This is a genomic window from Corynebacterium nasorum (assembly GCF_022345765.1).
Classification (GTDB): Bacteria; Actinomycetota; Actinomycetes; order Mycobacteriales; family Mycobacteriaceae; genus Corynebacterium; species Corynebacterium kefirresidentii.
This window is the reverse complement of record NZ_JAKRDR010000005.1, coordinates 27,887-40,116: the sequence shown is the minus strand read 5'-3', so window position 1 is coordinate 40,116 and position 12,230 is coordinate 27,887. Positions and strand designations below refer to the sequence as shown.

At 58.4% G+C, this 12,230-nt stretch carries 9 protein-coding genes and 1 pseudogene; 2 read left to right on the top strand and 8 right to left on the bottom strand.

Features of this window, described 5'->3' with window-relative positions; all coding sequences use genetic code 11:
* The first annotated feature begins 38 nt into the window (after positions 1 to 38).
* Positions 39 to 1,301, top strand: a complete 1,263-nt coding sequence (locus tag MHK04_RS05400; RefSeq protein ID WP_023020082.1) for a TPM domain-containing protein — start codon at positions 39 to 41, stop codon at positions 1,299 to 1,301.
* Here MHK04_RS05400 and MHK04_RS05395 read toward each other — a convergent pair.
* From MHK04_RS05395 to glf, 3 genes are all read right to left on the bottom strand, one after another.
* Positions 1,298 to 1,885 carry a three-helix bundle dimerization domain-containing protein gene (locus tag MHK04_RS05395; protein WP_023020083.1) on the bottom strand — a complete coding sequence of 196 codons (588 nt, stop codon included), beginning with the start codon at positions 1,883 to 1,885 and terminating at the stop codon, positions 1,298 to 1,300. The genes MHK04_RS05400 and MHK04_RS05395 overlap by 4 nt on opposite strands.
* Before the next feature lie 65 nt (positions 1,886 to 1,950).
* Positions 1,951 to 2,151, bottom strand: a complete 201-nt coding sequence (locus MHK04_RS05390) for a hypothetical protein (protein WP_023020084.1) — start codon at positions 2,149 to 2,151, stop codon at positions 1,951 to 1,953.
* Positions 2,152 to 2,184: 33 nt separating this feature from the next.
* The gene (gene glf, locus MHK04_RS05385) at positions 2,185 to 3,381 is read right to left on the bottom strand and encodes a UDP-galactopyranose mutase (RefSeq protein WP_023020085.1); all 1,197 of its coding nucleotides are present in this window, start codon (positions 3,379 to 3,381) and stop codon (positions 2,185 to 2,187) included.
* A 146-nt stretch (positions 3,382 to 3,527) separates the two neighbouring features.
* On the opposite strand from glf, the gene MHK04_RS05380 reads away from it, so the two are divergent.
* On the top strand, positions 3,528 to 5,426 hold the full coding sequence (locus MHK04_RS05380) for an N-acetylmuramoyl-L-alanine amidase (protein ID WP_239208193.1): 1,899 nt from the start codon (positions 3,528 to 3,530) through the stop codon (positions 5,424 to 5,426).
* Here the strand turns inward: MHK04_RS05380 and MHK04_RS05375 are convergent.
* From MHK04_RS05375 to MHK04_RS05355, 5 genes and pseudogenes are all read right to left on the bottom strand, one after another.
* Positions 5,423 to 6,253 (bottom strand): annotated as a pseudogene (locus MHK04_RS05375) (HAD family hydrolase). The gene MHK04_RS05380 and the pseudogene MHK04_RS05375 overlap by 4 nt on opposite strands.
* Before the next feature lie 22 nt (positions 6,254 to 6,275).
* Positions 6,276 to 7,823, bottom strand: coding sequence for a glycerol kinase GlpK (glpK, locus tag MHK04_RS05370; protein WP_239208192.1), 1,548 nt, complete (start codon positions 7,821 to 7,823; stop codon positions 6,276 to 6,278).
* Between the two features lie 28 nt (positions 7,824 to 7,851).
* Positions 7,852 to 8,589 (bottom strand): MIP/aquaporin family protein, encoded by a 738-nt coding sequence (locus MHK04_RS05365; protein WP_200288534.1) that lies wholly within the window; start codon positions 8,587 to 8,589, stop codon positions 7,852 to 7,854.
* A gap of 3 nt (positions 8,590 to 8,592) precedes the next feature.
* Positions 8,593 to 10,317, bottom strand: coding sequence for a glycerol-3-phosphate dehydrogenase/oxidase (locus tag MHK04_RS05360; RefSeq protein WP_239208191.1), 1,725 nt, complete (start codon positions 10,315 to 10,317; stop codon positions 8,593 to 8,595).
* A 296-nt stretch (positions 10,318 to 10,613) separates the two neighbouring features.
* Entirely contained in the window at positions 10,614 to 12,149 is a 1,536-nt protein-coding gene (locus MHK04_RS05355; protein WP_239208190.1) for a lysophospholipid acyltransferase family protein, read from the bottom strand.
* Between the last annotated feature and the right edge of the window lie 81 nt (positions 12,150 to 12,230).

The window sequence follows — 12,230 nt, the reverse complement described above, 5'->3', positions numbered from 1 at the left end:
ACTACGGTTTACACGCGGAGCCCGTAAGATGGAACATCATGAGATGGGTTCCTTGCGCGGCAGTAGTAGGTCTTTTTGCTGCAGCTAGCGCACCCGCCGCCCTCGCGGAGGACAAGCCCGCGGTGGATTTTTTGGACCACGCCCAGATTCTAAGCTCTTCGGACGAAGAGGCCGTGAAATCACAAGCGCAGTCCATGCACCTTCCAGATTCCGTGCACGAGGTTGTCTACGCCACGTATCCGAATTCGGGCGAGGATTTTTCCCGCACCCTGTTGCATGACTTGGCGCGCGAGCACCCACAATTCATCAGCAACGGTGAGCTGCAGAAGAATGTACTCGTTATCGCCGTAGGCTTTGAACCCAATAGCATGGCCGTGCGCTGTGGCGCCCAAGTGTGCCGAGACATCAAGATTTATAACGCCGGCCGCGTGGACGGCATCCTGGATCAGATGCGGCCGGCGCTGGAGGACGATGACTATACCGTCGGCATGATCTTGGCCACGCGCGCCGTCGCGGATCCGACCGTGCGCCGGCAATCTGCGCAGGAGGCGCCCACGTGGTCTATGTTCATTGCCACCACGTCAGTGATCGTGGTCCTCGCTGCGGTGGGGCTCATTACTTACTTGCTCACCCGCCGCGCCCGCCTGCGCAAGCGCTTTGACTATATTGCGGGAGTTCGCGATAGCGCCGAGGAGCTCATCGAGCGCACGGAGGCGCGCATTAATGCCCTGCAATCCCCCTTGGCGGGCGATTCCCTCAAGGCCCAGTGGCGTTTCCTAGTCAATCAGTACACCGATGCGCGGCCGACGCTCAAGGCCTTAGAACACGTCCAGGACTTTTCCTCGCATGCCGCCTCCATCAAGGAGTCCTATAAGGCGCTCAAGCAGATCCATACGGCCGCAGCGCAGATAGATTCCCTGGAAAAATTCTGCGATGGCGATACTGCGGTACGCGCCGGCGAGACGCAATGGCTGCTTAACGACGCCCAAACGGCCCTCTCCCGTCAACCCGACAACGCCAGCCTCCGCCAGATAACGCAGCGCATTAATGAGCTGTCCCAGGATCTGTCGCGGGAAGACTTCGACTCCGCCTTCGCTCGCATCCTCGAGGACTACCACCCCATGGTGGGCGCGCTGCCAGAAAGGCTATATCCACAGCGCGACCGCCAGACTCCCCCGCTCTTGGGCACGCCGGAATGGCGCCCCGGCATGGGCACGCACTATATGCCCTATAGGTTTGCGGGCTTCTGGGTGGCCAACAACAATGTCTCCTCCCAGCTACCGAACCCGTATCGCTTTTAGGCGTTAACCGGCTCAGTGACCGGATCAATGCCCAGCTTATTGAGCATGTAGAGCACGCGGGCTTCGAGGTCATCGGCCAATTCGCGCGCCTGCTCTACGGTATCCGCGGTAGGAATATCCCAGATTTTGATGTCTTTACCTGCCTCATCGCGTTCGACCTCACGGCCTAGGAACACGATATAATCCGGCATCGCTACCGTCCGTACCTCATCGAGGTACTTATTTGGAGCCTCACCCATACCGCGCTCGTTCATAACGTGGGCGAGGTGGCCTTCTGCCTCGTTTTCCGGGTGGGCAACGGCGGTATCCACATAGAGGGCCTCGCCGGCGTGCTTGCGGGTCAGTTCCGCCGCGGCTTGAGCCAACGCATTATTGGTACCGGCGGCAAAGCGGACGTGAAGGCGGTGAGCGCCGAAGTATTCACGCACCTCACGCTCCACCAATAGCGGCACGAATTCTTCGAGCTCCGCCTTCTTGGTGTGCTTGGCAATAACCTCATCGAGCTTGGCATCGATTTCTGCGGCCGTGTACTCATGGCCGTAGTTTTCGTGCAGATCCTGACGCAGGGTTTCAAACTGGTTCATTGTTATCCCCTTTCTCGGGTTATTGTCCCGTTTGCTACGTGTTAACCTGACGTTAACTTTACAGGTTAACGGTGGGTTAAGTCAAACGGTTGGGTTAAACCCAATAGTTTTCTGCGCCGAAAATGCGGGAAGGCCCGCCGGGAGTTCCGGCAGGCCTTCTTGGACTGTTCCTTCTTTTTATCGGGAATGCGCGATGCACGGCTACGCAGTTTTAGATGCTCTTGCAGCCGCTCCGGCGACATTTTCCACATGCGGCGATCAGCCATACCGTCACCTCCTTCCTGTAGAGGTGATCAAGTTTAGTGGCCACGCTCCTGTTCGATAGCCTTGCCCTCGTTCCAGAATGGCGCGAGCTTATTATCAAACATGGACAGCGCAGAACCGATAGCCATGTGCATATCCAGGTACTGGTAGGTGCCCAAGCGGCCGCCAAAAAGAACCCTATTGTCCTTCGACTCCTGGGCGGCGAGCTTGCGATAGGCCTCCAGCTTAGTGCGGTCTTCCGGAGTATTAATCGGGTAATACGGCTCATCGCCTTTATCGGCGAAGCGCGAGTACTCCTTCATGATGACCGTCTTGTCCTTCGGATACTTATCCTTACGCTCCGGGTGGAAGTGGCGGAATTCATGGATGCGGGTGTAGTCCACGTCCGCATCGTTGTAGTTCATCACGGGCGTGCCCTGGAAATCGCCGGTGTCCAGCACCTCCAGATCAAAGTCGAGGGTGCGCCAGCCCAGCTCGCCCTCGGCAAAATCAAAGTAGCGGTCCAATGGGCCCGTGTAGACCACGGGCGCATCCGGAGACTCAGCGCGCAGCTCCTCACGAACCTCGAACCAATCGGTATCCAAACGGACCTCAATATTGTCGTGGTCAGCCATGTTTTCTAGCCATGCCGCGTAGCCGTCAACGGGCAGACCCTCATAGGTGTCATTGAAGTAGCGATTGTTGAAGGTATAGCGCACCGGCAGACGGGTGATATTCGCGGCCGGCAGCTCCTTCGGGTCCGTCTGCCACTGCTTAGCGGTGTAATCGCGAATAAAGGCCTCATACAGCGGGCGACCGATAAGGGAGATGGCCTTTTCCTCTAGGTTTTGCGCTTCTTCCGGTGAGAACTCGCCGGCCTGATCCTTAATGAGCTGGCGGGCCTCATCCGGGGAGTAGTAGCGGCCGAAGAACTGGTTAATAAGACCCAGGCCCATCGGGAATTGGTAGGCGGTGCCATCGTGCATAGCAAAGACGCGGTGCTGGTAATCGGTGAAATCGGTGAACTTATTGCAGTAGTCCCACACGCGCTTATTAGAGGTGTGGAAGAGGTGCGCACCGTACTTGTGCACCTCGATTCCGGTGGTGGGTTCAGCCTCGGAGTAGGCATTGCCGCCGAGGTGGTTGCGGCGCTCCACAATGAGCACCTTCTTATCCAGCTGACTAGCGGCGCGCTCGGCAACCGTGAGGCCAAAAAATCCAGAGCCAACAACGATGAGGTCATAAGAAGTCATGGCCCCCAGTTTATTGCACTTCGGCAACCGACACGGCGCAACGGCGTGTCGCAACAGGTTTCACAGAAGTCACAAACGTACCATCACAATCAATTCTTAACTTTTGGCAACCGTTTTAACAGCTGCACAACCCCAGGGAGATAACAGTGCAACAACGACGTCGACTAGTACCCAACAGGTCCAAGTGGTCCACCCCGGTCATTGCGGCAGTCACCTCTATCGCGCTCGCCGTGACCGCCGCATTCGGCGGCCAGCAGGTACTTAAGACCCAGGACTCCAACAATAGCGGCCCCATTGAGGTCAAAAACGCCTCCACCAGCTTCAGCGATGGCGAATCCATCGTCGTCGATGACCCCGCCGTAGCCGCGCAGGGCGACGGCGAAGGCCGCCGCGCGGTCAAGCAATTCCACCGCGACGAAACCTTCAACATGTTCGCCGTCACGTGGGAGGGCAAGCGCGATATCAACTCCTTCGTGCGCTCCAAGCAGCAGGATGGCTCCTGGAGCGAGTGGTTGCCCATGGATGCGATGAACTACTCCGAGGGCAAGAACGGCACCGAGCTCATCTTCGTAGGCGATACCAACGATGTTCAGGTCTCTATGGCCAACGTTGACCTCGTGACCGGATCCAACCTGGACAAGAAGGAAGACTCCCTCCTGGACAAAGCCGCTAAGGGCGCTGATGCACATCGCCCGGCACCGCTTGCCTACAACGTCGGCGAAATCTCCCCCGTGGCCGATGAGCGCACCCAGGTTGCGGATCTCGACGCCGTGTTTATCGACGGCAATGCCCAAGCCGGCGAAGCTATCGAACCCACCGCGGAAACCGCGGGTATGCCCAAGGTTGTCTCCCGCGCTGGCTGGGGCGCCGACGAGTCCAAACGCTGCCAGCAGCCGACCTACGACGATGGCTTGAAAGCTATGACCCTGCACCACACCGCGGGTACCAATAACTACACCCGCGCGCAGGCAGCGGCACAGGTTCGCGGCGCTTATGAATACCATGCACAGACCCTGGGCTGGTGCGATATCGGCTACAACGTGCTGGTAGATAAGTTCGGCACCATCTATGAGGGCCGCTATGGCGGTTTGGACAAGGCTGTACAGGGTGCCCACGTAGGCGGCTTCAATGCCAATAACTGGGGCATTTCCATGATTGGCAACTACGAGGAAACCGAGCCTTCCCGCGAGATGCTCAACTCCGTGGCCGAGATTGCGGGCTGGAAAGCAGCAATCTCTAACATCGATCCAATGGGCAAGGCTAGCTTGTACTCCGGCGGCTTCTACGGCTCCAAGTTCCCGGCTGGGACCATGGCCACCGTGCCGGCATTCGCGGGTCACAATGATTTCCACAACACCGCCTGCCCGGGTCAGTACACCATGCGCCACTGGGACGAAATCCGTAAGAACACCAAGCGCAAAGCGGATGCCATTAAGTCCGGTAAGAACAGTACGGATCTGAATTGGCAGAAGGCTCCTCAGCCCAATGCCCCCAAGAGCCCGCAGCAGGTGGGTGGGGACATCACCTCCTCGCTAGGCGACGTCGAGGTACCGGTCTCCACTATCTCCGCCCTTGCCGGCATCGCTGCCGCCGTCTTCGGCGTGCTCATCGCCAATGAGCGCCTGCAGAAGCCTGATACCGATCAGAAGGTGGCGGGCAACCTGACCACCGGCGATATCCCGGAGATTGTCAATAAGGTTGTCCAGGTCTCCAACAACGAGGGATTGAAGGAATCCTGGACCTCCGTCCTCAACGCTTTCGGTCCGGTCCTAGGCCTGGCAGTCGGCGGCCCGGATACTACCGACGGCGGCAAGATCCTCTACCAGCTCTTCCAAAATGGCGTGGTGCTCTCCTCCAAGGAATCCGGCACCAAGGCGTTGACGGGTGAGATTGCCAAGAAGTGGTCCGAGGGCGATAATGCCTCCAAGCTCGGCCTGCCTACCTCCAACGAGGAAAAGAATGGCAAGGAAATCCGTGTGAAGTTCCAGGGTGGCGAGATTGTCTACAACACCGAAACGGAAAAGGTAGACATCTTCACCGACTAGAACCAGCGCTCTAGCACCTTTGCGACGCCCGCCTGGTGGTTAGCCACGGTGACCGTATCCGCGGCCGCCTTAACCTCCGGGTGGGCGTTTTCCATAGCCACACCACAGCCTGCCCACTGCAGCATTTCTATATCGTTGGGCATATCCCCAAAGGCGATGACCCCGGCCTGATCCACGCCTGCATGGTCTGCGAGCCATTCCACGCCGCGACGCTTGGTAACCTTCGGTGCGGCAACTTCCAACATGCCTTCATTAATCGAGTAGGTCACATGGGCCAATTCTGGATCAATGTGCGGGGAAATAAGGTCGTAGAGTTCCGGCGCGGAATAATCGGTATTGCGGATAAGAAACTTCACCGCCGGCTGCCCCACAAGCTCGCCCATGCTGACCACCCCGAAGCCTTCAAAGAGGGCGTTTTCGGAGTAATGGCGTTCGACTACGAAGAGGTCCTCGACGGCGTCGCCAAGCGAGCCTCCTGCCCGCTCCGCTCCAAAGCCCACGGTACCCAACACCGTCTGGGCCACATCCACCACTTCTGCCAACGCTGCGGGTGAAAGCTCGTGGGCGGACATCACGCGGTCCTACGCGGAATCATAGAGCACCGCCCCATTCGAAGTCACACACACCGGGCGGACGGGAAGCTGCTCCAACACGGGGGCTATCCACCGGAACGGCCGGCCAGTGGAAAGCGCAAAATAGGCACCCTGTTGGACCGCCCGCGCCACAGCGTCACGGTTGCGACGCGGGACACGGTGGTTGCGGTCCAGCAGGGTGCCGTCAATATCGCTCGCGATAAGGCGAGGAGCGCGGGCAGGGAAATTCTCCATACCCGCGAGTTTACTTCAGGACTTAGAAGTCCAGATCCTCGTCCTCGTCATCTTCCCAGTCCAAGGAACGCTTAATAGCGCGCTTCCAGTCGCGGTAGAGAGCCTCTACCTCTTCCTTCTCACGCTTCGGCTTAAACACCTTCATGTCTCCTGTCTGGTTACCCAAAACGCTCAGGTCATCCCAGAAGCCATTGTCCAAACCTGCCGCGAAGGCCGCGCCGGTCGCGGTGGTCTCGATATTCTTCGGACGGTGTACTTCCACGCCGAGCATGTCCGCTTGGAACTGCATCAGAAGTTCGTTCATGGTCATGCCGCCGTCCACGCGCAGCTCGGTGATCTCCACACCGGAGTCTGCCACCATCGCATCGGCCACGTCGCGAGTCTGGTATGCAGTGGACTCGAGCACGGCGCGAGCCAAGTGCTTGCGGTTGGCAAAGCGGGTCAGGCCCACGATGACGCCACGAGCATCTGGGCGCCAGTACGGGGCGAAGAGGCCAGAGAAGGCAGGCACGATGTAGACGCCGCCGTTGTCTTTAACTTCGCGAGCCAAGTTCTCGATGGATGCAGCATTCGGGATAATCTGCAGGTTATCGCGCAGCCACTGCACTAGGGAACCGCCCATGGATACGGAGCCCTCCAACGCGTAGACAGGGCGTTCGCCCTCACGCTGGAAGCACACGGTGGTCAGCAGGCCATTCTCAGAGAACTTCGGGGTGGTGCCCGTGTTCAGCAGGAGGAACAATCCGGTTCCGTAGGTATTCTTTGCAGAGCCGGCGCGGAAGCAGCCTTGTCCAAACATCGCAGACTGCTGGTCACCCAGGATGGCGCGGATAGGAACACCGGAGAGCGAACCGCGCTCACGCACGGTACGGAAATCACCGAGGGATGGGCGAATCTCCGGCAGCATGGACATTGGGATGCCCATTTCCTTGCACAGTTCCTCATCCCACTCCAGCTTTTCGATGTCCATGAGCAGGGTGCGGGAGGCGTTGGTGACGTCGGTAGCGTGCAGAGCCTCACGGCCAGCATCGCCCTCGGCTCCGCCGGTGAGGTTCCACAATAGCCAGCTGTCAATGGTGCCGAAGAGCAGATCGCCGGCCTCGGCGCGCTCGCGTGCGCCCTCGACGTTATCGAGGATCCACTTCACCTTCGGGCCGGCCGGGTAGGAGTTAATGAAAAGACCGGTGCGGCGGCGCCACTTTTCGGGGCCTTCCTCTCCCGAGAGCTCCTTACAGATGGCAGTGGTGCGGGTATCTTGCCAGACAATAGCGTTGTAGACCGGCTTGCCGGTGTGCTTATCCCACACCACGGTGGTCTCTCGCTGGTTGGTGATACCTACCGAGTCAATGTCTTCCACGGTGATATCGCCATTGGCAAGAGCCTCACCGACGGCGCGACGGGTATTGCTCCAGATTTCTTCCGGGTCGTGTTCTACCCAGCCCTTTTCGGGAAAGATCTGCTCGTGTTCGAGCTGACCAACGGCAACCTGCTCGCCATCGTGGTTAAAGATAATGCAGCGCGTCGACGTAGTTCCCTGATCGATTGCGGCGACGTATTTCTTGTTAGTCATGTGTCTAGTCTCCTGTACAAAAATGGATTTAGAGCGCAACGGACAACAGGCCAACGGCTACAGCCGCGACCAACGGGGCCACGATAGGGACCCAAGCATAGCCCCAGTTCGCACTGCCTTTGTCCTGGATGGGCAAGATGAATGCATAGGCAATTCGCGGGCCCAGATCACGGACCGGATTGATGGCATAACCCGTGGGGGTACCAAGGGACAGACCGACTGCCACAACAACGAAGGCAACAGCGAAGTAGCTCATGGGGCCTAGCTCACCGCCGGTTGGGCCGAAAGCGATGAACATCAACAGCACGCAGGTAGCAATAAACTCCGTCACCGCATTCCACCCGTTTTTAGGGTGGGCCGGCTTGGTAAAGAAGATGCCGTTCGTGTTCTTATTGGCGCCGGTGACGTTTCCGGCATCGTCATAATTATTGGCGTCGAAAAGCTGCTTGAAGGCAGCCCATGCCAGGATGGCACCCAGGATTGCGCCAAGGATCTGGCCTAGGCAGTAATACGGAACCAGGGACCATTCAAGCGATCCATTGACGGCCAACATGACGGTGACGGCGGGGTTGAGGTGCCCGCCCGTGGGGTCGGCCACGCTGGCGCCGACGAAGACCGCCATGCCCCAGCCTAGGGCGATAACGACCCAATCGGAGCCGCGCGCGCCAGAGGTGCGCAGGTTTACCAGCGCACATACGCCGTTACCTAGAAGGAGCAGCAACGCGGTGCCGATAAACTCCCACAGGAATGCATCAAATCCGGTCATAACTTATACCTCGTTTTGGGTAGGTCGGGCAGATCCTGCGCGGACCAAAATGTCATTGGCCTCGCGGTCAGTTACCGCAGCTTCTGCTTCAAGTTCGGCCTGGGTGTGGGCTTTGAATTGGGATACCTCGCGCTCCTTGTCGGCGTCACTCCAGCCCAGCAGTGGTGCCACAAAGTCAGCAACTGCCGGGGCGGCATTCACGCCGCGGTCGCCAAACTCGATGGCGATACGCAGACGACGGGACAGGATGTCCTCCAAGTGCAATGCGCCTTCGTGAGTGACGGCGTAGCGGACCTCGGCCCACAGGTAGGACTCGGCACCTGGAACTGGCTCCAGCAGCGAAGCATCCTCGGCTGCAGGTGCCAAAACCTCACCCAGCAGGGAGCCATAGCGGCCAAGCAGGTGCTCGATGAACTTTTCGCTCAGGTTGTAGCGACGGGCCAGAGATGGGACTTGGTTAGCTAGAGCATGGTAGCCAGCGGCGCCCAAGATCGGGGTTTGCTCAGTGATGGACTCTGGCACCTTGGTATCTAGTTCTTGGACTGCTAGATCCACGGCGTCCTTACCAATGACGCGGTACGTGGTGTACTTACCGCCGGCAACAGAGACCATGCCTGGGGCCACGCGCGCAACGGCGTGGTTACGGGAAAGGTTGGTGGTGGAATCAGACTTGCCGGACAGCAGCGGGCGTAGACCGGAGTAGACGCCCACGATGTCATCGCGGGTGATCTTACGGCGTACGCGCTGGTTAACCTGGCCCAAAATATAATCAATATCGGACTTGGTTGGTGCCGGATCCGGCAGGGACAGCCCCTTTTCCCAATCGGTGTCGGTGGTACCGATGATCCAGTACTCGCCCCATGGGATAACGAAGAGGACGGACTTTTCGGTTACGAAGCACAGGGCCGCGTCCGCATCGAGCGCATCCTTTGGCACAACGATGTGTACGCCCTTGGACGCGTGCACGGTGAACTTGCCTTCCACGCCGGCCATCTCTTGAACCTTGTCATTCCACACGCCGGTAGCGTTGATGAAGACCTTGCCGCGCACAGTGGTTTCGCGCCCAGTGGCGGTATCGCGGACCTTGGCACCTACGATGCGGCCGCCGCGGTCCTTGTCAAAGCCAATGACCTCGGTATTGGTGCGGACATCGGCGCCGTACTCGGCGGCGGTACGCAGCACGGTCATGGTATGGCGGGCGTCATCCACGAGGGTGTCGTAGTAGCGAACGCCACCCACAATGGCATCATCCTTCAGGCCCGGGGTCACCTTCAGCACGCCCTTACGGGTCAAGTGCTTCTGCATTGGCACGCTCTTCGATCCGCCCATGAGGTCATAGAGCGTAAATCCACCGAACATCATGACGCGCTCCCATACATGGTGGGTCAGCGGGAAGATGAACTTCAACGGCTTCACCAGGTGAGGTGCCAGGGTAGACATGTTGAGCTCGCGCTCCTTGAGGGACTCAGCCACGAGGCGGAAGTCAAACATTGCCAGGTAGCGCAGGCCACCGTGGAACATCTTGGAGGAGCGGGAAGAGGTACCTGCGGCGAAGTCGCGTGCCTCAATGACGGCGGTCTTCAGACCGCGGGTGGCGGCATCCGCTGCCGCTCCGGCACCCACGGAACCGCCACCGATAATGACTACGTCGTAGTCCTCATCTGCGTACCCGTTCCATAGAGTTTCAAAGTATTCGGGGTTAAAGGATTGATTGCTTTGCTGGATCATTACTGACCGCATCTCCTTCCTTGGTGCTTGCATGTGCCTGGGCCATAGGTCCGTGAATGAGATGGCATAAGCACAGCTAAAAGCAGGTAATTATGGGTTCGGTGGAAAGTATCGCACCGGGGCTACAGAGACTTCATCTCCTAAAATATATGTTAGGGGTCACCGACTTGAGTTACACATGTGGTTACTCACACGTAAGTTTCAGGCCCGTAAGCAGTCAGTTTCCTTAAAATACTTAGACTTCCAAAAAGAAAACCACCCCCTCGCGGGGGTGTAAAGCGGACGAAAAACTGTCGCTATTTCTTCGCTAAACGCGCCATCGCCTCGAGTACCTCTGACATTCCGGCCTTTTCTGCCGAGTAGGTTACCGCTTGAGCACCCTTAACCACCTCTATCGGGGCAGTTTCCAAAGCCACCACCGGCATCCACTCAAGGAAGTCCTCATCCCCCGGCTCATTTGCAAAGACTAGAGTCTCTTCCGGCTCATCCTGCAGATCCTCTAGGATGCGCTCCACGCCTTGTGCCGCACTGGCGGCAGTAACGGACATTGCTGCAGCATCGAGGCGTGGCTGTGCAACATCCTCATCAATGACAATGGTCCACACGGCTTGCGGGACATCTACATCGCCCGCGGGCGATACCACTATGAGAACTTCGGCCGCCGGGTAGATATCCGCAAAAGCCTTGCGCAACCGCGGGGTCAGTGCTCCATCCTCCCAATTCAGCGCACTACTATGCGCTACCACCACACGCGGGATGGAGGAGAATTGAGCCTTCATGCGGTGCGGCAGGCGCGAGACGATAAGCCGGGATTGGGTAGCTGCTGCCAAAAGGCCCTGCTCAGCTTTAGAACCGGCCCAAATCTCTTTGCTGCTGGCGGTAATGGAAGCCTGGGTTTGCGCCACATCAGATTTCAGTTGCGCCATAACATCCGCGACCTTATCGCGACCTTCATCCAAACCACGTGTTGCCTCTTCCACCACGGCGTTGAGATTGGCTTTGATCCAATCCAAAGTCTCTGGGGCGGTGCGCGCCTTAGTCTTGGGCGCATCCTCTTCATCCCCCTTGGCGGCGGCCATGCGGTTGCGCACTAGGTCAACCGTGGTGACGGATACGCGTTCTTTAAGCCCCACCAGATCATCACGTAGCCGGCGTACGCGGTGGCGCTCAGTTTCTACTTCAGCATCCCGCTCCTCCGCTTCTTCGAGGGTGGGAGCGCCGCCGCCCTTGCGGGCGGGCACCCAATAATCGCCCGCTGGCATGGGGCCAAATTCAGCTTCGTACTGTTCCCATAGCCCTTCCAAAGCCTCTTGCATTCGGCGCCTAATCTCCTCGGTATCGGCTTCCGCATCACCAGTGGGATAGTACGGTTCTAGGGCAGTGATAAAGACTGGAGTCTTCGTCCGTCCCAGATTCTTTTTATGCCCCTTGGTCCACAGGCGCTGGGAGCCGAAGATGACCTGCGGGATTACCGGCACCCCAGCCTCATAGGCGATGCGGGAGGCACCACTTTTCATGCTGCGAATTTCGAAGCTGCGGGAAATCGTGCCTTCAGAAAACACCCCGACAAGTTCGCCCTCTTTAGCGAGCCGAACCGCCTGCCGCATTGAGGCATTGCCATCGATGCGATCAACTGGCACATGGTGCATGGCCTTGAGCAAGGGACCCGCTAGTGGGGCTTTAAAGATGCCAGCCTTTGCCAAGAAGCGCACGAGGCGCTTTTTGCGGTAAGCCAAAAAGGCCCCGAAGAGGAAGTCCATGTAGCCGGTGTGGTTACAGACCAATACCGCGCCGCCTTCATCGGGGATATTTTCTTCACCCGAAAGGCGCATTTTTAATCCCTGCGCCAGAGTCACCCCCCTACCAATGTGAGTGATCTGGCGGTACAGGAAATTCGTCGCAGCGTTCATAAC

Excerpts from the sequence above, each read along its gene's own strand:
- MHK04_RS05400 (WP_023020082.1), top strand. The coding sequence starts at position 39 with ATGAGATGGGTTCCTTGCGCGGCAGTAGTAGGTCTTTTTGCTGCAGCT.
- MHK04_RS05395 (WP_023020083.1), bottom strand. The coding sequence starts at position 1,885 with ATGAACCAGTTTGAAACCCTGCGTCAGGATCTGCACGAAAACTACGGC.
- MHK04_RS05390 (WP_023020084.1), bottom strand. The coding sequence starts at position 2,151 with ATGGCTGATCGCCGCATGTGGAAAATGTCGCCGGAGCGGCTGCAAGAG.
- glf (WP_023020085.1), bottom strand. The coding sequence starts at position 3,381 with ATGACTTCTTATGACCTCATCGTTGTTGGCTCTGGATTTTTTGGCCTC.
- glpK (WP_239208192.1), bottom strand. The coding sequence starts at position 7,823 with ATGACTAACAAGAAATACGTCGCCGCAATCGATCAGGGAACTACGTCG.
- MHK04_RS05365 (WP_200288534.1), bottom strand. The coding sequence starts at position 8,589 with ATGACCGGATTTGATGCATTCCTGTGGGAGTTTATCGGCACCGCGTTG.
- MHK04_RS05360 (WP_239208191.1), bottom strand. The coding sequence starts at position 10,317 with ATGATCCAGCAAAGCAATCAATCCTTTAACCCCGAATACTTTGAAACT.
- MHK04_RS05355 (WP_239208190.1), bottom strand. The coding sequence starts at position 12,149 with ATGCGCCTTTCGGGTGAAGAAAATATCCCCGATGAAGGCGGCGCGGTA.